Origin of the sequence: Cloacibacterium normanense, from assembly GCF_003860565.1 — a bacterium.
In the GTDB taxonomy this organism is placed as follows: Bacteria; Bacteroidota; Bacteroidia; order Flavobacteriales; family Weeksellaceae; genus Cloacibacterium; species Cloacibacterium normanense.
The window spans coordinates 2,600,323-2,622,043 of the sequence record NZ_CP034157.1 but is presented as its reverse complement, the minus strand read 5'-3'; the positions used below and the strand labels follow the sequence as shown (position 1 = coordinate 2,622,043).

Sequence of the window (21,721 nt, the reverse complement as noted above, 5' to 3'; positions counted from 1 at the left end):
CCTCATCATGAAAAAATTATTGCTAATTATTGCTACAATATTTTTAATTATCAGTTGTAGTAGCCCACAAAATATTGCAAAAGACGCCAATAATCAAACCTCAATGAAGCCAGAGAAAAATGATGATGGAGAATGGGATTTAGACGTAATCGATACTCAATATGATTATTTCTTGAACGCCATTGCAAAACCAATGAGCTTTTATTCCGAAGAATATTTGAAATCTAGAAATACTTTTCTCGTAAACGAATGGAACAGTTATTACTACTCTGGAAGATACAGAAACATCATAGAATCTTCTATTGACTATGACCCAAATGAAAAATACGGCTTAAAATTCGAGTATAAACTGTATCAGGTTTTCGCTTATGTACAATGGAAATACGGTTTAAAACTACAAGGTTTAAGCATGACAGAAGTAAGATAATTTCTAAAATGTAGAAAACAAAAAAAGGTTCAGAATTACTCTGAACCTTTTTTATTGAAATTAAAAGTGATTATAATTTATTATAATTTTCTTCTACTTTATCCCAATTGATTACTTCAAAAAATGCTGAAACATAATCTGGTCTTCTGTTTTGGTAATGCAAGTAATAAGCATGTTCCCAAACGTCTAAACCTAGAATTGCAGGATTTCCGCAACCCACTCCTGGCATTAAAGTATTATCTTGATTAGCCGAAGAACAAACTTCTAAGCTACCATCTTCTTTTTTACATAACCAAGCCCAACCAGAACCGAATCTCGTTTTAGCAGCCGTAGAAAAATCTTCTTTGAATTTTTCAAAACCACCGTAAGCTTCAATTGCAGCTTTTACATTTCCTACAGGCTCTTTGCTTCCTCCTGGTGTAAGAATTTCCCAGAAAAGCGTGTGATTAAAATGACCACCACCATTATTTCTAATAGCAGGAACATCAGAAGCTGTTTTACAAATTTCTTCTATTGTTTTTCCTTCGTGCTCTGTACCTTTTATAGCATTGTTTAGGTTATCTACATAAGCTTGATGATGTTTTGTATGGTGAATTTCCATAGTTCTTGCATCAATTACTGGTTCAAGAGCATCATAAGCGTAATTTAATTTTGGTAATTCGAATGACATAATGTTTATGTTTTTAAATTTGTTCAAAGATAAAAATTCTCATCATACTTTCATTTATATTTTTTTTTAAAAATTTTATACTTAATATAGATGAAACCAAATATTACCTTTCTCACAAAAAAAGAACACGCATTTTGCGTGTTCTTACTTTTTATCTAAATTTTATATTGAAAGTCTTTTATCTATTCATGGACATTAAGAACTCTTCATTATTTTTAGTGGTTTGCATTTGTTTTTGTACAAATTCCATTGCTTCTAGAGGATTCATATCTGCTAAATATTTTCTAAGAATCCACATTCTTTGTTGCGTAACATCATCATGCAACAAGTCGTCTCTTCTGGTAGAAGAAGCCACTAAATCTACTGCTGGGAAAATACGCTTGTTAGAAATTTTTCTATCCAACTGAAGCTCCATGTTCCCCGTTCCTTTAAATTCTTCGAAAATTACTTCGTCCATTTTAGAACCTGTATCAATAAGTGCAGTCGCAATAATGGTTAATGAACCACCGTTTTCAATTTTTCTAGCAGCCCCGAAAAATCTCTTTGGTTTGTGCATAGCATTCGCATCTACACCACCAGAAAGCACTTTCCCTGAAGCTGGTGTTACGGTGTTGTAAGCTCTTGCCAATCTGGTGATAGAATCTAATAAAATCACTACATCATGACCACATTCTACCATTCTTTGGGCTTTTGCCAAAACCAAATTCGCTACTTTCACGTGTTTTTCTGCAGATTCATCAAATGTAGAAGCTATTACTTCTGCATTTACACTGCGCTCCATATCTGTAACTTCTTCTGGCCTTTCGTCAATCAAAAGAATCATCATGTACGCTTCTGGATGGTTCGCCGAAATAGAATTCGCAATTTCTTTCAATAGCATGGTTTTACCCGTTTTTGGTTGGGCAACAATCATGGCACGTTGTCCTTTACCAATCGGAGCAAAAAGGTCTACAATTCTAGTAGAAATCGTAGCATTTTTACCCGCTAAATTAAATTTTTCTTGCGGGAAAAGCGGCGTTAAATATTCAAACGCTACTCTGTCTTTTATAAAGTCTAAATCTCTACCATTTACTTCTAAAGCTCTCTGTAGAGAAAAATATTTTTCGCCTTCTTTAGGCAATCTTACAATTCCTTTTACTGAATCACCCGTTTTTAGTCCGTAATTTCTGATTTGTTGAGTAGAAACAAATACATCATCTGGTGAAGAAATGTAAGAAAAATCTGCTGAACGAAGGAAACCGTAGTTGTCTGGTAAAATTTCTAAAACACCTTCTACTGTAACGATATTGTCAAAGTTAAAATCTTTTTTAGGTGGATTTTCTTCGGTGTTTTCTTGGTTTCCGTGAGATTGATTTTGATTTTGGTTATTTTGAGCACCATTGCCGTTTTGATTACGGTTTTTATTTTTTTGTTGATTTTGCTGATTCTGTTGGTGCTGTTTTTGCTTTTGCTGATTCTGTTGCTTCTGCTGATTTTGATGAGAAGCAGCCTGTGGAATTTCTGGCTCCGTATCTTCGGTTTTTGCGACTACTGCAGTTTCTGTAGTTTCTGCAGCAACTTCTGGCTCTGTAGCTTTTTCTTCTGTTTTAGGAGCAATTCTTTTTCTTTGCTTTTTAGAAGAAGTATTTGCTTCCGCAGGTTTTTCTGCTGCTTCTACTTTCGGTTCTGTTACTTCTTCAGGTTTCGCTTCAGGAGTAGTTTCTTCGAAGAGTTCTGCAGGTTTTTCTACGGGTTTAGTCGCTACTTTCTTTTTTGCAGGAGCTTTCGCTTTAGGTTTTGGAGATTCTTGTTTTTCTTCCATAGTATTTTCGGTAGCGTTAAAATATTCCTTTGTTACTTTCGGATTAGAAGCCTGGAAATCTAAAATAGCAAAGACGATGGTTTCTTCAGTACTATTTCTAGGAATTTTAACGCCTAAATCTTTTGAGATTTTGGTCAGTTCCGATAAGGACTTAGACCTTAACGTTTCAATGTTAAACATAAAATATGTGAAAAAGTTGTAATAATATAAGTAATTGTAAGTAAGAAAGTTGAATCAGGCGATTCTTCTTTTTTGCTGAACTTGTTACTTGCAAATCTACACTTTTTTTGACAAATACAAAAAAATAAATTATTTTTGCACTGAAATGATACAGAGAATTCAAACTATATTTTTACTAATTGTAGTATTGGCGCAAGTTGCACTGCATTTTACAGGGTTAGATGTAGCGCTTTTTGGCAGTGTTTATGTTATTGCTACCCTAAGTTTAGTATCATTTTTATTGGCTTTACTATCTATTTTCAGTTACAAAAAGAGAATGAGACAGATTCTGTTGAATAATATCAACATTTTCATAAACGCTTTGTTGACTGGTTTATTGATATATTGGCTACTAAATTTATCTGGAGGAATAGATTTTCCTGAGAAAGGTATTGAGTTAGCATTCCCTCTGATTTCTTTGTTTGGTTTGTTTATGGCAAACATCAATATCAAGAAAGATGAGAAACTCGTAAAATCTGTAGACAGAATTCGATAAATCTTACCAACGATTTATTTTGAGTGAAAACAGTTTCGGAAACGAAGCTGTTTTTTTATTTCAGACCTCAAATTCTTTCATTTTCAAATTTTCAAATTAAAAAAGTGTAATTTTGCACTTTATTTTAAATATAAATGAGTCCACTAAAAAGAATACTTGCTTTTGCAAAACCTCATCAGAAATATCTTTATCTAAGTATATTTTTCAATCTTTTATATTCCGTTTTTCAGATTTTTTCCGTTTTGGTCATGCTTCCTGTGCTACAAATGATTTTCAATGTAGACCAAGAAAAAATCACCAAGCCTGTTTACAGCGGAAAGTTTTCAGAATATTTTTCTTACATCAAAACTTCTGCTTTTTACAACATCCAAGAAAGCATCACAGAATATGGCGCCATAAAAGTTTTGGCAGCGCTATGTATTATCACCGCAACTTCATTCTTGTTTAGAAATATTTCTAGATATTTTGGTTCATTCATGCTGGTGAACTACAGAGTAGGCATTACCAAAGATTTAAGAAGCAAAGTCTATCAAAAATTTCTAAAATTACCGGTTTCTTTCTTCACAGAACAGAGAAAAGGTGACATGATGAGTAGAATTTCAAACGACATCGGGAGTATAGAAAATTCTATTATGGGAAGTTTGGTAGACGTAATCAATGCGCCTTTTATGATTACAGCTTCACTTATCACGCTATTTGCGCTTTCGCCAAGCCTAACCTTGTTCTCTCTATTGGTTTTCCCAGTAATGGGCGGAATCATTTCTTGGGTAGGAAAAAGCCTGAAAAGAAAGTCTAAAAAAGCACAAGAAGAACTCGGAAATCTTTTTTCTATCGTAGATGAAACCTTGAAATCATCAAAAATCATTAAAATTTTCAACGCTGATATCATTCTAAACGCTCGTTTTGAAAAAACCACACAAAACTGGAAAAATCATGCGATTGCCATGAGCCGAAGAAGAGAATTGGCGTCTCCAAGTTCAGAATTTCTAGGTTCGGTAACCATTTTGTTAATCACTTGGTTTGCAGGAATCCAAATTTTAGAAAAACAAACCATGGATGCGGTAACTTTCATAGGATTCATCGCTATCTTTTTTCAAATTCTAGAACCTGCCAAAAGATTATCTGCTGCTATTTCTAATATGCAAGGTGGAATTCCTGCAGTGCAAAGAGTTCTGGAAGTTTTAGATTACGACTTAAAGGTAGAAGAAATTACCCATCCTATTTCTATCAAAAACCTCAATCATCAAATTGAATTCAAAAATATTTCTTTCTATTACGACAAAGACAATCAAATTCTTAAAAATTTCAATTTGACTATTCCGAGAGGAAAAACAGTGGCTTTGGTAGGACAATCAGGAAGCGGAAAAACCACGATTGCGAATCTTTTAGCTAGATTTTATGATGTAACAGATGGTGAAATTTTAATTGACGGCATCAATATTAAGGACTTAAATTTAACCGAATACCGTAAACTTCTGGGAATGGTTACTCAGGAATCGGTATTGTTTAATGACAGTGTTTACAACAACATTTGGATGGGAAAAACTGAAGCATCGGAAGAAGAAGTGATTCAAGCTGCAAAAATTGCCAATGCTCATCAATTCATAGAAAACTTACCAGAAAAATACCAAACCAATATTGGCGATGACGGGAACAAGCTTTCTGGTGGACAAAAACAAAGGATTTCTATTGCAAGAGCGGTGCTTAAAAATCCGCCAATTATGATTCTAGATGAGGCTACTTCTGCACTCGATACAGAATCTGAACGTTTGGTTCAAGACGCGCTAGATCACATGATGGAAAACCGAACTTCTATAGTGATTGCACATAGACTCTCGACGATTCAAAAAGCAGATCACATCGTAGTAATGGAACGCGGAAACATCGTAGAACAAGGCACTCATGACGAATTGATTACCAATAATAACGTTTATAAAAAGTTAGTAGAATTACAGAATTTTGGGTAGGATTTTTGCCACGCAAAGGCGCAAAGAATTTCGCAAAGAGCGCAAAGTTTTTTTTTAAAAAATTCTGATATTCAATATGAAAAAAGGTAAAGATTTTAGAATCTTTACCTTTTTTATTTTAATAAATATTGGCATGCTTTGCGTTTCAAAACTTGGTGCTTTTTGTGTGAAATTTACTCTTTCATCTTCGCAATCACATCTATTCCGCCTTTGGTTTTATCACCAATTTTACAAGTAATTTCTGTGTCTAACGGTAAGAAAACATCCATTCTAGAACCGAATTTAATGAATCCAAATTCGTGACCAGCCTTAGAAGTATCACCTTCATTGCAATAGAAAACAATTCTACGTGCTACATAACCAGCAATCTGACGAAAAACAACTTTATGATTGGTTAAACTTTCTACGGCAACAGTAGTTCTCTCATTTTCGGTAGAAGATTTTTCGTGCCAAGCTACTAGATATTTTCCTGGGTGATATTTTTTATAAATTACTTTCCCAGAAACTGGATATCTACAAATATGAACATTCAGCGGAGACATAAAAATAGAAACCTGAATGGCTTTTTCCTTTAAAAACTCATCTTCGAAAACTTCTTTTATCATCACCACTTTTCCGTCTACTGGTGCAATTACGTTTTCTTTATGGTCTACAATATCTCTATTGGGAACTCTGAAGAACCAAAAAACCAATCCATATAAAATTAATAACGGGATAATGATAATTAATGACCAAATTTCTAGAAAATATACTGCTAAAAAACCTAATACAGCTACTGCAATGGTAGCAACTAAAATGGTTCCTTTACTTTCTTTATGTAGTTTCATTTTTATGAGTTAATAAGTTATGTTTTTAGAATATGTTTTCTAGAATAAAGTACAAATATACAACAGGCGCTGCGATTATAAAACTGTCTAATCTATCAAGCACGCCACCATGTCCTGGAATGATGTTTCCGCTGTCTTTTACGCCAAATGTTCTTTTCAGTTGGCTTTCTACCAAATCACCAAGTGGAGCAAAAATAGAGACCAATAATCCTACTACAATCCAATTTCCACGTAAATCTGGGAATTTTTGCTCGATGAAATATCCTAAAATTAGGGTAAAGAAAACGCCTCCTGCAAAGCCTTCCCAAGTTTTTTTGGGTGAAATTTTCGGTGCCATTTTATGTTTACCGAACATTCTTCCGGTAAAATAAGCAAATGAATCACTGCTCCATATCAAAACAAAAAGAAGAAAAACTTCCCAAGTGAAAGCATTATCATTTAAGAAATATTTTGGCAAACCTAACGCAAAACCAAATGGTAAAACCGTATAAATAACGATGAAAATGAGCTTTCCTTCGTCTTGATATAATTCTTGAGGAAATTTAAATAAGGTAATTGCAGCAATTAGGATTAATGAAAGCGCTAAAATTTCGGATAAATCAAAGGTGTAATAAAATCCAAAACCAAAAAATCTAGTTGTAAATTTATAATAAACCAATGCAACTAAAGGCAAAACCAACCATTGATATAAGTTTCCTTGGAATTTCATAATTCTCACGCCTTCATAAGCTCCTACAACTAAGAAAAATGTGATTAATCCATAAAAAAGCTGATGAGGTTTTACTAAATCTGGCGAAATTTTATTGATGAGTATTGCTCCGTATTCTGTAGTGCACAGAAAAGTAAGTAATCCGTAGATGAGACCAGAGCCAACTCGCTGAATGAGATTTTTATCCAATTTGTGAAATTTAAAAATAGAAAGAATTAGTCTTCGAGTAGAATTAAGAAAAGTTTAGTTTGGTCTTGAGTAGGAGCATCTAACTTAGATTGGCTTCCACTGATGGAAGTAAGATTTCTTACATTCCCTCTTCTCTTAATTTTCATCATGGCTTCATTTAAGTCTCTTACAATTTGTGAAACGGTTGCCATAATGATGATTTTACCAGGCAATCTAGAAGAATGATAATGCAAAATATTATTGTAAGAAAGCATAACTCTTCCGTCATAAGCGATTAAAAATTCGCAGGTAATAAAAGCGGCATCATTATTAATATCTAGATTTTTGGTGAAACTAGTTTTGGTAACGTTTAAAAAGTTCTGCAAGTCATCATCACAACAAAAAACATTCTTAATTCCCTCAATTTTAACAATCTGATTAAGAACTTGTAATGCTTCTGCTTCGTCTCCACAATAGTTAAAAAAACCACCTGAAGCCGTAAATAATTGCGCAAATTTATAATCAAGATCAGCATTTCTTAGTTGATCTGCCAATTTTGTAACATTGGGATCATCTTGCTGCTCGTCTTGATTAAGAATTTTACTTACAATTTTCTTAAATAAACTCAATTTTCTTCGGATTTTAAACTTAGCCAACAACAAAAATATAAAATAATTTAGAAACTAGCTATATATCAAAGGTATAAATAAAAAAGTTCCTAATGAAAATATTAGGAACTTCTATATTAATGAATTTAAATTCTTAATTTTGAGACTCTTGCGGCTCTTCACTAGAAGTGTTTTCTTGAGTATTTTCTACTACCGCTTCAGTAACTGGACGCTCTGTTAATTCAGGATCCCAAGCTCTTTTACCAAAAATCTCTTCTAAGTCTTCTCTGAAGATGACTTCTTTTTCTAAAAGCTTTTGAGCAAGAGCATCTAACTTATCTCTATTCTCATGAAGAATAGTTACCGCTCTCTTGTACTGATTTTCGATGATATCTTTAATCTCCACATCTATTTTCTTAGCCGTTTCTTCTGAATAAGGCTTGCCAAAACTGTATTCTGATTGACCAGAACTGTCATAGTAAGAAATATTACCGATGTTTTCGCTCAAACCATAAATTGTTACCATTGCTTGAGCCTGTTTCGTTACTCTTTCTAAATCCGAAAGCGCACCTGTAGAAATATTTCCAAAAGCTACTTGTTCTGCTGCTCTACCACCTAAAGTAGCACACATTTCGTCTAGCATTTGTTCTGTAGTAGTTAATGAACGTTCTTCTGGTAAATACCAAGCCGCACCTAAACTTCTTCCTCTTGGAACTATTGTTACTTTTAATAAAGGCGCTGCATGTTCTACCAACCAAGAAATTGTAGCGTGTCCTGCTTCGTGGAAAGCCACTCTTTTCTTTTCTGAAGGCTTAATCGCTTTATTTTTCTTTTCTAAACCACCGATAATTCTGTCTACAGCATCTAAGAAATCTTGCTTTGTAACAAATTCATGATTGTTTCTTGCGGCAATAAGCGCTGCTTCGTTACAAACATTCGCAATATCTGCACCCGAAAATCCTGGAGTTTGTTTTGCCAAGAAATCTCTATCAATATCTGGAGCTAATTTAATTTTAGCCAAATGCACATCAAAAATCTCTCTTCTTTCGTGCATTTCTGGTAAATCTACATAGATAGAACGGTCGAAACGTCCTGCTCTCATCAATGCTTTATCTAGAATATCAGCTCTGTTGGTTGCCGCCATTACAATAACGTTGGTATCTGTTCCGAAACCGTCCATTTCTGTAAGCAATTGGTTTAGCGTGTTTTCTCTCTCGTCGTTTCCACCTTGTAATCCGCCTCTTCCTCTAGCTCTACCAATCGCATCAATCTCGTCAATGAAAATAATGGCTGGAGATTTTGCTTTAGCTTGAGCAAACAAATCTCTTACTCTAGAAGCACCAACTCCTACAAACATTTCTACGAAATCTGAACCAGAAAGCGAGAAGAAAGGAACTTTTGCTTCACCAGCTACAGCTTTTGCCAATAAAGTTTTACCTGTTCCTGGAGGACCAACCAAAAGAACACCTTTCGGGATTTTACCTCCTAATTTTGTGTATTTTTCTGAATTTTTCAAGAAATCTACTACTTCTTGTACTTCTTCTTTGGCACCTTCTAGACCTGCCACATCTTTAAACGTAACTTGAACTTTTTCATTTTCGTCAAAAAGTTTAGCTCTCGATTTACCAATGCTGAAAATTTGTCCACCAGGTCCGCCTCCACTTCCCATTTTTCTGAAAAGGAAGTAATAAATAACGGCCATAATTCCAAACCAAATTAAAGCTTGGATTAAAATATCTTGAAAAGGAGAACCTGCAGTTTTAAAATCATATTGCGTTTTAACTTGAGGATTTTCTTTTTTCAAATTGTCAAATTTTTCTTGGAAGTATTGTAAATTTCCGTAATTGAAATCAAAATCTGGCTTTTGCTCTTGCATTGCTGGCAAAAGATTCTGAGTGTCTTTTTTAGCATTTTTCACCATTGCAGCTCTTGCTTCCTTGGTAAGAAACACATCTGCTCTTGGTGTATCTGTATATACCACTACTTTTTCTACTTTGTTTTCTTTCAACAAAGCGAAAAACCCGTTCTCATTGATAGACTGAGGCGGATCAAGATTGAGCAACGGATAAATGGTGATGGCTAATACTGCGAAAACCACCAGATAAAACCAGTTGAAACTACTTTTTTCTTTCATCTTATAATCATTAAAATCCTGATAGAAATTCAAAGAACTTCATCAGGATATTATTTTTAGGTTAATATTAATTTTCTACGGTGATTACTTTGGCATCTCCCCAAAGTTCTTCTATATCGTAATATTCTCTGATATGTTTTTGGAAAACGTGAACGACAACTGAAATATAATCAACTAAAACCCACATTGCGTTTTCGCTTCCTTCTACATGCCAAGGTCTGTCTTGGAGCTCGTTACGTACTTTTTTTTCTACATTTCCTGCGATAGAAGATACTTGCGTATTAGAATTACCACTACAAATCACGAAATAATCTGCCACAGAATTTTCTATTTTAGTAAGGTCTAGTATTTTAATGTCTTCACCTTTTGTGTCTTGTATTGCATCAACAATTTTAGCGATTAATGCTTCTTTTTCTGTATTTTTACTCATTCAAAAATATATGTTTAATTGCAAATTTATTGTTTTTTATTCAGTTTTTGGTGATTAAGGTTACTTAAAGTTTTGTTAAATGAACAGTCTAATTTACTTCAATAATTGTGCTTCTACGCAAGATGAGCTTATAGATTTTCTCAATCAGCATTATCTTTCTGAAGATTTTTTAGCGGTTTATACCTTTAATCAAACCAAAGGAAGAGGACAGTACGGAAATTCTTGGGAAAACTTACCCGAAGAAAACCTCGCCTATTCATTTGCTCTAAAAACCAAAAACATAAATATTTCTGATACTTGCTTCAATTTCTATACCGCAATTCTGGTGAGAGATTTTATTGCCAATTTGACAAAAACCGAGGTGAAAATCAAATGGCCTAATGATTTGATTCTCAAAAACAAAAAAATCTGCGGAATGCTTTTCGAGAAGAATAAAAATTATTTCGTGGTAGGAATTGGCATTAATATTCTTCAAGAAAATTTTAAAAATCTGCCAAAAGCAGGTTCTGTTCTAAGCCAAACCGGACTGTCTTTTGAGCTGAAAGCCTTTGCAGAAAGCCTTCATCAATATTTATTTGAATATTTAGTTCAAAAAGAAATTCCCAATGATGTTTTAGAACTTTATCATCTGCATCTTTATCGCAAAAATGAAGTTTCTGTTTTTGAAAAAAACGAGATACGACAAAATGGCATAATTCAAAACGTAGACGAAAATGGTTATATTTGGATTGACCTAGAAAATGAAGGTTTACAAAAATTCTTCCACAAAGAAATAGAATTGCTCTATTGATTCGCTCTCTTCATGTAGAGGTAAAATGCCAATGCTCCGAAAACAATATTCGGCAACCACATCGCCAAAAGTGGCGGAATAGAATTATTACCAGATGCTACAATTTTGAGCACTTCAAATGAGAATACAAAAACGAATGCCAATGAAATTCCGATGGCTAAATTCATTCCCAAACCTCCTCTTTTTTTCTGTGATGAAAGGGAAAGCGCTAAAAAGGTAAGAATAATGATAGAAACTGGCATCGCAGTTCGCTGATGTAGTTCATTGAGATAAGCATTGATATTACTATTTCCTTTTTCCTTCTCTCTTTCGATGAAATTAATTAAATCTGGAGTGGTTTTATTTTGACCCAATAATTCATTTGGGAACAATTCTTCTGGTGAATGCTTGAAATCTTGCGTTTTAGTATCACCATTTGTCAAGATTTCGTGGTCATTTTTATCAATTCTTTTTTCTAAATAATTACTGATAACGAAATTTTTCTTTTTCTCGTCCCAATAAATTTCCATAGCATTGATTTGATAAAGCAGTTTTTTGTTTTTATCAAATTTCTGATACAGGTAACCTGAACCTCTGTTCATTTGGCGGTTATAACTATTGATAAAAATATATTCCTGAGGATTTAATTGAGTAGAAATCTGTGCATTTGCCGTAAATTTTTCACGGTTTGTGGTGTTCATGGTGTAGATTTCTAATTTATTTTTCTTGATATTAGACCAAGGCAAAATAAAATGGTTCACTGCAAGAATTGCCGTGGCAATAATAAGCGCAGCAATAAGATATGGTTTCGCAAAACGATGAAAACTCGCTCCACTACTGATGTAGGCTACAATTTCTGTATTATTTGCAATTCTAGAAGTAAAATAAATTACCGAAATGAAAACCAAAATAGAAAAGAATGTAATCAGATAATACACCATCAAAAATGGGTAGAAATTTATCAAAAAATAGCCTACTGTAAAACCATTACTTTCAATTCTGGGAGATTTTGCTTGTACATCTATCACCACAATGATCACGGAAAGCAACACCAGCATGAAAGCAAGAGTTCCTAAGTATTTTTTAAGGATATATCTATCTAAAATTTTCATTAATCTGTAAAATCGATGATTTGCAAAAATGCTAAATCGTTTTTAAAAACACTTGAAAGTTAATTATATTTTATAGTCTTTGCTTCAACTGTGGAATAATTTGTTCTTTCCACTCGTAGAAATCTCCTGCAATGATGTGTTCTCTAGCAACTTTTACCAAATCTAAATAAAATGCTAGATTATGAATAGAAGCAATTTGTTTGGCTAGATATTCTTTGGCTACAAATAAGTGACGAACATAAGCTTTGCTGTAATCTCTATCTACATAACTCGTCCCAAATTCATCTAATGGAGAAAAATCTTTTTCCCATTTTTTATTTTTCATGTTCATTACGCCTTGCCAAGTGAAAAGCATTGCGTTTCTGGCATTTCTAGTAGGCATTACACAATCCATCATATCAATTCCCAGACCAATGCTTTCGATGATGTTCCAAGGTGTACCTACTCCCATTAAATATCTTGGCTTATCTTTTGGCAAAATATCGGTTACTTCATCTGTAATTCTGTACATTTCCTCTTCTGGTTCACCAACCGAAAGTCCACCAATCGCATTACCGTCTGCTCCAGCTTCAGAAATTACTTCTGCTGAAATTTTTCTCAAATCAGAATACGTAGAACCTTGAACAATTGGGAAAAGGTGCTGTTTATGACCGTAAATTTCTTGATTTTCATTGGTCCAATCAATACATCTTTTTAACCAACGATGCGTAAGTTCCATTGAAAGTTTTGCTTGATTGTGTTCGCAAGGATAAGGCGTACATTCATCAAAAGCCATGAAAATATCTGCTCCAATTTGACGCTGAATTTCCATAGATTTTTCTGGAGAGATGAAATGATAACTTCCATCAATGTGCGACTTGAATTTCACGCCTTCCTCTGTCATTTTTCTGCTCGAAGAAAGTGAAAAAACCTGATAACCACCAGAATCTGTAAGAATGGGTTTTTCCCAATTCATGAATTGATGCAAACCACCTGCTTCTTGCATGATTTCCATGCCTGGTCTTAAATATAAATGATAGGTATTCCCAAGTATAATTTGTGCTTTTATGTCTTCTCTTAGTTCATGCTGATGAACTGTTTTTACAGAAGCTACGGTTCCTACTGGCATAAAAATAGGAGTAAGAATTTCGCCGTGGTCTGTAGTTATTTTTCCGGCTCTTGCTTTACCGGAAGTGTTTTTTTCAACTTCAAAAAATTTCTGCATTATTGTATAAAAGTAAGTTTGGTACTTTATCTTAAAAATTCTGGGAGATTAGGATTCTCCTTTCTCTTTTTTTCTATGTAATCTTCTAATTTTGGGTCTTTGTCTAAGATAATTTCTTTCGCTTCGGCAAAGATGTCATCCATTTCTTCTGGATTAGAAATATAATATTTATAGCTATCTCGGTAAGTTTTAGCATCTATTTTATGTTTTTTCAAAACAAATCTGCTTACCAATTCCATATTAGCATCTGGTTTTACCGTATACGTTTGGTCATAAATAGCAAAATCTGCTATTATTTCTGCCATTTCATGTTTTTCGATAAGATTTTTGGGCTTATCAACAATTTTTTCGCAGGAAAAAAGTGAAAATAGTATAAAAAAAACGAGGAGTCTTCTCATATTTTACCGAAGATAGATTTTAATTTCAAATTAATTACTCCAAAAATGGCTTCTTTTATAATTCCGCCACTCATTTTACTTTCTCCTTCTGTTCTATCTGTGAAAATAATAGGAACTTCGTTTATTTTAAAACCTTTTCTGTAGGCTCTGTATTTCATCTCTACTTGGAAACCATACCCTGTCATTTTCACTTGGTCTAGACCGATATTTTCTAAAACTTTTCTTGAAAAACATACAAAACCAGCAGTGGTATCAAAAATAGGAATTCCTAAAACGAATCTCACATATTTAGAAGCGAAATAAGATAGTAAAACTCTAGACATAGGCCAGTTTACCACGTTTACGCCTTTGCAATATCTAGAACCGATGCTCATATCGCCTTTTTGTGCGGCATCAAATAATTTTGGCAAATCATTAGGATTGTGCGAAAAATCTGCATCCATCTCGAAGATGTAGTCATAACCTTTTTCTAGTGCCCATTTAAAACCATGAATATAAGCTTTGCCTAATCCGTCTTTTACTTTTCTTATGGTAAGATGTAGCAAATGCGGAAATTCATGCTGCATTTTTTTTACGATTTCTGCGGTTCCATCTGGTGATGAATCATCTACAATCAAAACATGAAAATCTTGTTCTAAAGCAAAAACCGCTTTAATAATGTTTTCTATATTTTCTTTTTCGTTGTAGGTTGGGATAATGACTAATTTTTTCATAGAGATAAGAAAATGCAAAGATAATGTTTTTAAGGTTTTAAATAATTATTTAATATAGCCTTATATCAAAATGTATTCTTTAAAATTCTTACTTTTGCAAAAAATCTAATAAATTGATAAGAGTTGTAGAACATCATGACTGGGTTATTTACTGTATTATAGGCATTATTCTGTCTTATATTATCATATTTAAAACCCTGCACAGAGATGTAACCTTGATAGAATTTATTTTACAACCTTATGAAGAATCAAACAATAACACTTTAAGTTGGGTTTTCACTACTATTCTTTTTTCGGTAAGTTTTTCGGTGTTATTTTCGCAATTCATTCCGATTGTTCCAAAATTTATTACCCAAAATTTAGTTGTAGCAGGCATTACTTTTAACAAATTTGGTTTTGTTCTCGTTTCAATGCTTCTGTTTCACCTTATTAAAAATATTTTCGTCTATTTATTCTACGGAAGCATTAATCAATTAGAACGATTCGGCAGATATTCTTTTGTAGCGCAGAAATATTTTATGGTGTATTCTTTGGTGATTTTGGTCATAAGTTTCCTCCATTATTACCTACATTTCAAAACTCCTAATGCCTTTGTTTACTACAGTAGCTTGATTTTCATAGCATTTACCATCAAAATATTAATCTATCTGTTTCATCCTCAGCAAATTTTGCCTAGACAATGGTATTATAAATTTTTGTATATTTGCACTCTCCAAATTCTACCAATATTGGTCCTTTGGAAATTTTGGTTTTTATAAATCGTTTTATTAAGTTAAAGAATGAAAATAAAATCTATTTTGGTTTCTCAGCCTGCTCCACAAGGTGATTCTTCACCATATTTAGAGATGGCTAAAAGTGAAAAAATTAAAATTGATTTCAGACCTTTCATCCATGTTGAAGGTGTAGATGCTAAGGAATTAAGAACTCAAAAAATTGATCTTTCTCACTATACAGGTGTTATTTTTACTAGTAAAAATGCAATAGATCACTATTTCAGATTAGCAGAAGAAATGCGCTTCTCTGTTCCTGATAATATGAGATACATTTGCCAATCAGAAGCTATTGCGAATTATCTTCAGAAACACATTATTTACAGAAAAAGAAAAATTTCTTTTGGTGAAAAATCTATGGCAGATTTATTGCCACTTTTCAAAAAACACCATGACGAGAAATACCTTCTTCCATGTTCTGATGTAGTGACAGAAGAAACAACTAAAATCTTAGACCAATCAGGAATTGACTGGACAAAAGCAGTGATGTACAGAACTGTAGCAAGTGATTTATCTGATGTGAAAATTGAAGAATATGACATGCTTGTGTTTTTCTCACACCAAGGAATCAAATCTCTTTTCCATAATTTCCCAAATTTTGAACAAGGAGATAGAAAAATTGCAGTTTTCGGGAGCACTACACAAAACGCAGCAGAAGAAGCTGGTTTAAAAATAGATGTTATGGCTCCTACTAAAGAAACCCCTTCTATGACGATGGCTATAGAAAAATACATCAGAGCCAATAACAAATAAAATTCTACATTATAGATATTATCAAAATCATCAAAATATTTTTGGTGATTTTTTTCTTTTTTAGAAAACCTATATTTGCAAAAATTTAAAATTTAGAGAAATAAAATTACTTATTGCTCCACTCAAATTGAACTTAACGATGAACGCTCCCAAAGCAAAAAAAATAGATAAATCACTAGAAATTCACGGTCACCAAAGAAACGACCCGTTTTTCTGGCTCAATGAAAGAGAAAATCCCGAAGTTTTACAGTATTTAGAAGAAGAAAACGCTTATTGCGACTTCGTGATGAAAGACACCGAAGAATTGCAAGAACAGCTTTTCCAAGAAATGAAAGCTCGTTACAAAGAAGATGACGAGAGTTTACCTTATTTTTTCAATGAATATTGGTATGTGGTAAAATTTCAGAAAGGAAAAGAGTATCCACTGTTCTATAGACATTTTAAAAGCTTGGAAAACGAAGCAGAACTCATGCTAGATGTAAACGAAATGGCTGCTGGTAAAGATTTTTACGATGTAGGAAGTTTCTCTGTTTCGGTGAATAATCAGTTGGCTGCATTTTCAGAAGACATTATAGGAAGAAGAATCTATACCATTTTGCTCAAAAATCTAGAAACGGGAGAATTTCTTACCGATAAAATTGAAAACACCACTGGTAAAACAGTTTGGGCAGCAGATAATGAACATTTCTTCTACATCAGAAAAGATGAAACTTTGCGAGCTTTCCAGATTTACAGACATAAAATTGGTACTTCTCAGGAAGAAGACGTTCTCGTTTTCCACGAAGAAGATGAAACTTTTGACGTAAGCGTTTATAAATCAAAGTCTTTGGAATATATTTTCATTGCAAGTTCTTCTACCATTTCAGATGAACATTGGTTTATTCCGTCAAATAATGTTTTTGCAGAATGGCAAGTCATCCAAAAACGTGAAGACGATTTAGAATATGCAGTAGAACATTATCAAAATGATTTTTACATCATCACCAATGAAGGCGATGCTACCAATTTCAAAATCATGAAAACTTCGGTAGATCAACCTTCTAAAGAACATTGGAAAGAGGTAATTCCGCATAAAAAAGAAACTTTACTGGAAGGTTTTGAAATTTTCAAAGATTATTTCGTGATTGAAGAAAGAACTGAAGGTTTACTTCAACTGAAAATTATAGACAATTCTACAGGGAAATCTCATTATTTGCCTTTTGATGAGCCAACTTACACCGCTTATGTAGGTCTGAATTTAGATTTTGATACAGAAGTTTTGCGTTATGGTTACACTTCGCTTACCACGCCAAGTTCTACCTACGAATATAATATGAAAACGGGCGAAACCAAACTTTTGAAACAACAGGAAGTTTTGGGCGGAACTTTTGATGCTAAAAATTATATTTCGGAGAGAATTTGGGCAAATTCCAGAGACGGAAAAGTGAAAATCCCAATTTCTTTAGTCTATCATAAAGACACTCCAAAATCTGCCGAAACCCCTCTTTTATTATACGGTTACGGAAGTTACGGACACACGATTGACGCCAGTTTTTCTAATGTAAGATTATCAATTTTAGACCGAGGCTTCATTTATGCGATAGCGCACGTTCGTGGTGGCGAATATTTAGGAAGAGAATGGTATGATAATGGTAAAATGCTGAAAAAGAAAAACACGTTCTTCGATTTTATTGACGCAGCAAAATTCCTCATTTCTGAAAATTACACTTCTCCGAAACATCTATATGCGATGGGCGGTTCAGCTGGTGGACTATTAATGGGAGCGGTTATGAATTATGAACCTGAAATTTTCAACGGAATTGTGGCACAAGTTCCTTTTGTAGATGTGGTCACTACCATGTTAGACGAAACAATTCCTCTCACAACTGGAGAATTTGATGAATGGGGCAATCCGAAAAAGAAAAAATATTACGATTACATGCTTTCTTATTCTCCTTATGATAATATAGAAGCAAAAAATTACCCAAATACATTAATCACCACTGGCTTTCATGACAGCCAAGTGCAATATTGGGAACCCGCAAAATGGGTTGCAAAGTTGCGTGATTTAAAAACAGATAATAATATTCTCATCTTCAAGACCGATATGAAATCTGGTCATGGTGGCGCTTCTGGAAGATTTGAAAGCTTGAAGGAAGACGCTCTGGAATATGCATTTTTATTAAAACTAGAAAACAATGGAAGAAATTAACGAAATAGAAGTTTGGAAAGATGTAGAAAAATTTTTCGTTGAGAATTTTCAAACGGAGAAAAATCCGCCTATTGAAACGCTTTTGTTTTTGATAGGAATCCAAGAATTAGGCAGTGGGAAACAAAAATATTCTAAAGATGACAAGGTGAATCTTATTCACATTGCGGTTTGCAGATTGCTAGAACCTTTCGGATTTTATGAATTTGAAGATTATGATGATGACGGTTGGCCAATGTACAAGCAATTAGAAGAACTCCCAGAACTTAAACCGAATGAGCAACAACTGCTCATGAAAAAAGCCATTATTCAATATTTTATAGACGAAGACTTGTTAGAAGTTTCTTAAAAAATTTCTACAAAAGGGAAATTAATTCACAATAATTTGTTAAAATTCTCGTTTTTAAGAAAAATCATATAAAAATACTGTGATTTTTTTGTTTAATTTGTGTTAAATTTCTAATTTTAACAAAATTTTTAGGCGAAAATGAATAATAAATTTATCCCAATAATCTCCGTATTCATGACGATTTCACTTGTTGTTTTCGTGTCATTGCAATTTTATTGGCTTAAAGAATATTACACCGCACTAGAGCAAGATTTTTCTAATAAAGTATATACTGCGCTAGAAAATTCAAGTAAGAAAATTGAAGAATTAGAAATTCAGAAATACAACGAAAAATTTAAAAATTTCGACAAAACTTTAGCCAATAACGCTAAAAGCCCTACTCTTTTTCAAATCCAGCAAACGCAGGATTCTGCAAACAAAACCACGCTTACTTTCAATAAAACCATTATTGAAAAACAAAATATTCCTATTTCTAAAAAAGGAGACAGCATTACCAAAATAAAACTTTACAAAGACGAAGGTTTATACAGCATTAAAAAAAACGAAAGCACTCCTCAGATTATTTCTTCGGTTCAGAGTCAAGACATCAGTAGCGGACAATTTACTTTGACAGAGTTTGCGAAATTTAACGCTTCTAACTTACCTATCAACCAAAGAGTTAATCCAAAAATGCTGGATTCCGTTCTCGCTAAAGAGCTGAAAAACAATGGAATAAACTCTAAATTTGGTTATGGAATTTTAGATAAAAACAATAAATTGACTCAAATTTCCAACAATACTTATTTAGATCAACGAGACAAAACCAATTATAATTTTCCACTTTTTACAGACGATAAAGACCGAACGCTTTTTACGCTTTCACTAGTTTTCCCAAGAAAAGATGCGTCTTTGGCAATGAACAATTTGCCTATGTTATTAGGAACTTTCATGTCCTTATTAACCATTTTGGGAATCTACATCATCTCGATTAATTACATGATGAAACAGAAAAAAATATCAGAAGTAAAAACTGATTTCATCAATAACATGTCTCATGAATTCAAAACACCATTAGCTACCATTTCCGTAGCAACAGATGCTTTGGCTAATGATAAAATTTCTACCAATCCAGAAAAGGTAAAATATTATTCTCAACTCATCAAACAAGAAAACTTGAGAATGAAAAAACAGGTAGAAAACGTTCTCAACATGTCTAAATTAGAGCGAAATGAAGTAAAACTCTTCTTAAAAGAGACCAATGTAAGAGAACTCATTAAGCAAATTTCTCAATCATTTAGACTTATTGTAGAAGAAAGAGGCGGAACATTAACCGAAGAATTCAAAGCGGAACACTATCATGTAAAAGTAGATGAATTCCACCTTTCTAACGCACTGGTTAATTTACTGGACAACGCCAATAAATATTCTCCAGAAACCCCAGAAATTAGAATTACTACTAGAAATGAACCTGGATTTTACGTCATTGCGATTTCTGATAAAGGAATGGGAATGGAACAACATAACAGAACCAAAATTTTCGAAAAATTCTTCAGAGAAGAAACCGGGAATATTCACAATGTAAAAGGACAAGGTTTAGGATTGTCTTATGTGAAGAAAATCGTAGAACTGCATAACGGCCAAGTGATTGTAGAATCAGAAAAAGATAAAGGCAGCACATTCACCATCAAACTGCCGATGAAATAACAACAAATAAAAAACACCAAATATTATGAGTAACAGAATCTTATTAGTAGAAGACGACCAAAGTTTCGGAGCGGTACTTAAAGATTATTTAAGCATTAACAACTTTGATGTAACCCTTGCTATTGATGGCGAATTAGGGCTAAAAGAATTTACAGAAAAGGAATTTGACATTTGTATTTTCGATGTCATGATGCCCAAAAAAGACGGCTTTTCACTAGCTGAAGACGTGAGAAAAATAGACAAGAATACTCCCATTATATTTTTAACGGCAAGAAACCAGCGTGAAGACGTGTTAAAAGGCTATCAAATTGGTGCAGATGATTACATCACAAAACCATTTGACACCGAATTACTTTTATACAAAATCAAAGCTATTTTACAAAGAAGTGCAGTAGTAGAAGACGAAGAGCAAGAGCAATTTAAAATTTCTAACATGTTTTTCGATTCAGTTTTAAGACAATTACGAGTAGGCGATAATGAATATAAACTTTCGCCAAAAGAAAACGAATTACTAAAACTTCTTTGCCTACACAGAAATGATTTTATGCCAAGAGATTTAGCATTAAGAAAAATCTGGAAAAAAGAAAATTATTTCACGGCAAGAAGTATGGACGTGTACATTGCTAAACTCAGAAAACTCCTAAAAGATGATGAAGGATTAGAAATCATCAACGTGCACGGAGAAGGTTTCAGACTTTTAGTGAAAAATTAAATAAAAAAATCCACCAAAATTTGGTGGATTTTTTGTTATGCTAATGTGTGAAAATTATTTCGCTTCTACACAAAAAACTCTGTATTGTACCGCAATTGCAGCAGGGAAATAACTTCTAATTCTAGCTAAATCTCCACTAGCAGATTGCTTACTGAAATAGCTCCCCACCAAAACCTTATAATTTGGTCTTAATGAAGCATCAGTTTCTGCTTTCATATTAGGGAATTTCGTACGGAAATAAGATTTCACTTTGTTGGCTTCTTCATTACTTTTTACAACCGCCACCTGAATTTTGTAACCTAAAATTCTAGGATTATCTCTACAGATTTCAGCATTTGTTTTAGGTTTCGTCGAAATTTCTACTTTCGGAGCTTCATTTTTGTTCGCTTCTTCCTCTTTAATCTTATCACATTTCCCTTCTAAATCCGTTAAAAGTTCATTTACTCTGCTATCCATAGAAACTTTCAACTCTGTTCCATTATGTGTTTCTTTTTTCTCAACTACCTGAGCATTAGAGATATTAAAACTTAAAAAAGCTAATAATGATAGTATTTTTATTACGTTTTTCATTAAAATTATTTTTGACAAAGTTAATACAAATAAAAATTATACCA

Annotated in this window: 22 protein-coding genes; 10 read left to right on the top strand and 12 right to left on the bottom strand. The window is 33.3% G+C overall.

All coding sequences use genetic code 11. The features are described from left to right. Nucleotides 1–7 precede the first annotated feature (7 nt). Nucleotides 8–427, top strand: coding sequence for a DUF6146 family protein (locus EB819_RS12035; RefSeq protein ID WP_069800057.1), 420 nt, complete (start codon nt 8–10; stop codon nt 425–427). A 70-nt stretch (nt 428–497) separates the two neighbouring features. Here EB819_RS12035 and EB819_RS12030 read toward each other — a convergent pair whose 3' ends face one another. Both EB819_RS12030 and rho read right to left on the bottom strand, forming a co-directional pair. Beyond that, nucleotides 498–1,097, bottom strand: coding sequence for a superoxide dismutase (locus EB819_RS12030; protein ID WP_069800055.1), 600 nt, complete (start codon nt 1,095–1,097; stop codon nt 498–500). A 178-nt stretch (nt 1,098–1,275) separates the two neighbouring features. Beyond that, nucleotides 1,276–3,078, bottom strand: a complete 1,803-nt coding sequence (gene rho / locus EB819_RS12025; protein WP_069800053.1) for a transcription termination factor Rho — start codon at nt 3,076–3,078, stop codon at nt 1,276–1,278. 145 nt (nt 3,079–3,223) lie between these two features. Between rho and EB819_RS12020 the strand changes: the two genes are divergently transcribed. Together EB819_RS12020 and EB819_RS12015 are read left to right on the top strand one after the other, a co-directional pair. After that, nucleotides 3,224–3,613 (top strand): DUF4293 domain-containing protein, encoded by a 390-nt coding sequence (locus EB819_RS12020; protein ID WP_069800051.1) that lies wholly within the window; start codon nt 3,224–3,226, stop codon nt 3,611–3,613. Nucleotides 3,614–3,747: 134 nt separating this feature from the next. Further along, a complete protein-coding gene (locus tag EB819_RS12015; protein ID WP_069800048.1) occupies nt 3,748–5,580 on the top strand; it encodes an ABC transporter ATP-binding protein in 1,833 nt (610 codons plus the stop codon). A gap of 173 nt (nt 5,581–5,753) precedes the next feature. Here the strand turns inward: EB819_RS12015 and EB819_RS12010 are convergent, their stop codons facing one another. From EB819_RS12010 to rsfS, 5 genes are all read right to left on the bottom strand, one after another. Further along, on the bottom strand, nt 5,754–6,407 hold the full coding sequence (locus EB819_RS12010; RefSeq protein WP_069800046.1) for a phosphatidylserine decarboxylase family protein: 654 nt from the start codon (nt 6,405–6,407) through the stop codon (nt 5,754–5,756). Between the two features lie 25 nt (nt 6,408–6,432). Beyond that, nucleotides 6,433–7,305 carry a phosphatidate cytidylyltransferase gene (locus tag EB819_RS12005; RefSeq protein ID WP_069800044.1) on the bottom strand — a complete coding sequence of 291 codons (873 nt, stop codon included), beginning with the start codon at nt 7,303–7,305 and terminating at the stop codon, nt 6,433–6,435. A 26-nt stretch (nt 7,306–7,331) separates the two neighbouring features. Then, nucleotides 7,332–7,913 (bottom strand): LUD domain-containing protein, encoded by a 582-nt coding sequence (locus tag EB819_RS12000; RefSeq protein WP_069800187.1) that lies wholly within the window; start codon nt 7,911–7,913, stop codon nt 7,332–7,334. A gap of 133 nt (nt 7,914–8,046) precedes the next feature. After that, a complete protein-coding gene (gene ftsH / locus EB819_RS11995) occupies nt 8,047–10,026 on the bottom strand; it encodes an ATP-dependent zinc metalloprotease FtsH (RefSeq protein ID WP_069800042.1) in 1,980 nt (659 codons plus the stop codon). Between the two features lie 67 nt (nt 10,027–10,093). Next, nucleotides 10,094–10,456, bottom strand: coding sequence for a ribosome silencing factor (gene rsfS / locus EB819_RS11990; protein ID WP_069800040.1), 363 nt, complete (start codon nt 10,454–10,456; stop codon nt 10,094–10,096). A gap of 79 nt (nt 10,457–10,535) precedes the next feature. On the opposite strand from rsfS, the gene EB819_RS11985 reads away from it, so the two are divergent. Further along, nucleotides 10,536–11,246 carry a biotin--[acetyl-CoA-carboxylase] ligase gene (locus EB819_RS11985; RefSeq protein WP_069800038.1) on the top strand — a complete coding sequence of 237 codons (711 nt, stop codon included), beginning with the start codon at nt 10,536–10,538 and terminating at the stop codon, nt 11,244–11,246. On the opposite strand, the gene EB819_RS11980 is transcribed toward EB819_RS11985, so the two are convergent. The 4 genes from EB819_RS11980 to EB819_RS11965 all read right to left on the bottom strand — a co-directional run bounded on the left by EB819_RS11980 (nt 11,240) and on the right by EB819_RS11965 (nt 14,652). Further along, nucleotides 11,240–12,337 (bottom strand): LptF/LptG family permease, encoded by a 1,098-nt coding sequence (locus tag EB819_RS11980; RefSeq protein WP_069800036.1) that lies wholly within the window; start codon nt 12,335–12,337, stop codon nt 11,240–11,242. The genes EB819_RS11985 and EB819_RS11980 overlap by 7 nt on opposite strands. Before the next feature lie 70 nt (nt 12,338–12,407). Continuing rightward, nucleotides 12,408–13,541, bottom strand: a complete 1,134-nt coding sequence (gene tgt / locus EB819_RS11975) for a tRNA guanosine(34) transglycosylase Tgt (RefSeq protein WP_069800033.1) — start codon at nt 13,539–13,541, stop codon at nt 12,408–12,410. 26 nt (nt 13,542–13,567) lie between these two features. Beyond that, a complete protein-coding gene (locus EB819_RS11970; protein WP_245993161.1) occupies nt 13,568–13,846 on the bottom strand; it encodes a DUF4296 domain-containing protein in 279 nt (92 codons plus the stop codon). An 89-nt stretch (nt 13,847–13,935) separates the two neighbouring features. Next, on the bottom strand, nt 13,936–14,652 hold the full coding sequence (locus EB819_RS11965) for a polyprenol monophosphomannose synthase (protein ID WP_069800029.1): 717 nt from the start codon (nt 14,650–14,652) through the stop codon (nt 13,936–13,938). Nucleotides 14,653–14,765: 113 nt separating this feature from the next. Between EB819_RS11965 and EB819_RS11960 the strand changes: the two genes are divergently transcribed. From EB819_RS11960 to EB819_RS11935, 6 genes are all read left to right on the top strand, one after another. Beyond that, on the top strand, nt 14,766–15,410 hold the full coding sequence (locus EB819_RS11960; RefSeq protein ID WP_124878768.1) for a DUF4271 domain-containing protein: 645 nt from the start codon (nt 14,766–14,768) through the stop codon (nt 15,408–15,410). 21 nt (nt 15,411–15,431) lie between these two features. Next, the gene (locus EB819_RS11955) at nt 15,432–16,175 is read left to right on the top strand and encodes a uroporphyrinogen-III synthase (RefSeq protein WP_069800025.1); all 744 of its coding nucleotides are present in this window, start codon (nt 15,432–15,434) and stop codon (nt 16,173–16,175) included. Between the two features lie 139 nt (nt 16,176–16,314). Beyond that, on the top strand, nt 16,315–18,366 hold the full coding sequence (locus EB819_RS11950; RefSeq protein ID WP_069800022.1) for a S9 family peptidase: 2,052 nt from the start codon (nt 16,315–16,317) through the stop codon (nt 18,364–18,366). Next, the gene (locus EB819_RS11945; protein ID WP_069800021.1) at nt 18,353–18,712 is read left to right on the top strand and encodes a hypothetical protein; all 360 of its coding nucleotides are present in this window, start codon (nt 18,353–18,355) and stop codon (nt 18,710–18,712) included. Before EB819_RS11950 ends, EB819_RS11945 begins: the two co-directional genes overlap by 14 nt. A 138-nt stretch (nt 18,713–18,850) precedes the next feature. Further along, a complete protein-coding gene (locus EB819_RS11940) occupies nt 18,851–20,395 on the top strand; it encodes a sensor histidine kinase (RefSeq protein WP_069800020.1) in 1,545 nt (514 codons plus the stop codon). 25 nt (nt 20,396–20,420) lie between these two features. Then, nucleotides 20,421–21,107, top strand: a complete 687-nt coding sequence (locus tag EB819_RS11935; protein ID WP_069800018.1) for a response regulator transcription factor — start codon at nt 20,421–20,423, stop codon at nt 21,105–21,107. Between the two features lie 54 nt (nt 21,108–21,161). On the opposite strand, the gene EB819_RS11930 is transcribed toward EB819_RS11935, so the two are convergent. Then, complete coding sequence (locus EB819_RS11930) at nt 21,162–21,677, bottom strand: SPOR domain-containing protein (RefSeq protein WP_069800016.1); 516 nt, start codon at nt 21,675–21,677, stop codon at nt 21,162–21,164. Nucleotides 21,678–21,721: the final 44 nt, after the last annotated feature.

What these genes read in the sequence shown, in the direction of transcription:
- EB819_RS12030 (WP_069800055.1), bottom strand. Translation starts at nt 1,097, where the DNA reads ATGTCATTCGAATTACCAAAATTAAATTACGCTTATGATGCTCTTGAA.
- EB819_RS11930 (WP_069800016.1), bottom strand. Translation starts at nt 21,677, where the DNA reads ATGAAAAACGTAATAAAAATACTATCATTATTAGCTTTTTTAAGTTTT.
- EB819_RS12015 (WP_069800048.1), top strand. Translation starts at nt 3,748, where the DNA reads ATGAGTCCACTAAAAAGAATACTTGCTTTTGCAAAACCTCATCAGAAA.
- tgt (WP_069800033.1), bottom strand. Translation starts at nt 13,541, where the DNA reads ATGCAGAAATTTTTTGAAGTTGAAAAAAACACTTCCGGTAAAGCAAGA.
- EB819_RS11950 (WP_069800022.1), top strand. Translation starts at nt 16,315, where the DNA reads ATGAACGCTCCCAAAGCAAAAAAAATAGATAAATCACTAGAAATTCAC.
- EB819_RS11980 (WP_069800036.1), bottom strand. Translation starts at nt 12,337, where the DNA reads ATGAAAATTTTAGATAGATATATCCTTAAAAAATACTTAGGAACTCTT.
- EB819_RS11940 (WP_069800020.1), top strand. Translation starts at nt 18,851, where the DNA reads ATGAATAATAAATTTATCCCAATAATCTCCGTATTCATGACGATTTCA.
- EB819_RS11945 (WP_069800021.1), top strand. Translation starts at nt 18,353, where the DNA reads ATGGAAGAAATTAACGAAATAGAAGTTTGGAAAGATGTAGAAAAATTT.
- EB819_RS12035 (WP_069800057.1), top strand. Translation starts at nt 8, where the DNA reads ATGAAAAAATTATTGCTAATTATTGCTACAATATTTTTAATTATCAGT.
- EB819_RS12020 (WP_069800051.1), top strand. Translation starts at nt 3,224, where the DNA reads ATGATACAGAGAATTCAAACTATATTTTTACTAATTGTAGTATTGGCG.
- EB819_RS11935 (WP_069800018.1), top strand. Translation starts at nt 20,421, where the DNA reads ATGAGTAACAGAATCTTATTAGTAGAAGACGACCAAAGTTTCGGAGCG.
- EB819_RS12010 (WP_069800046.1), bottom strand. Translation starts at nt 6,407, where the DNA reads ATGAAACTACATAAAGAAAGTAAAGGAACCATTTTAGTTGCTACCATT.
- rho (WP_069800053.1), bottom strand. Translation starts at nt 3,078, where the DNA reads ATGTTTAACATTGAAACGTTAAGGTCTAAGTCCTTATCGGAACTGACC.
- EB819_RS11985 (WP_069800038.1), top strand. Translation starts at nt 10,536, where the DNA reads ATGAACAGTCTAATTTACTTCAATAATTGTGCTTCTACGCAAGATGAG.
- EB819_RS11970 (WP_245993161.1), bottom strand. Translation starts at nt 13,846, where the DNA reads ATGGCAGAAATAATAGCAGATTTTGCTATTTATGACCAAACGTATACG.
- EB819_RS11965 (WP_069800029.1), bottom strand. Translation starts at nt 14,652, where the DNA reads ATGAAAAAATTAGTCATTATCCCAACCTACAACGAAAAAGAAAATATA.
- ftsH (WP_069800042.1), bottom strand. Translation starts at nt 10,026, where the DNA reads ATGAAAGAAAAAAGTAGTTTCAACTGGTTTTATCTGGTGGTTTTCGCA.
- EB819_RS11955 (WP_069800025.1), top strand. Translation starts at nt 15,432, where the DNA reads ATGAAAATAAAATCTATTTTGGTTTCTCAGCCTGCTCCACAAGGTGAT.
- rsfS (WP_069800040.1), bottom strand. Translation starts at nt 10,456, where the DNA reads ATGAGTAAAAATACAGAAAAAGAAGCATTAATCGCTAAAATTGTTGAT.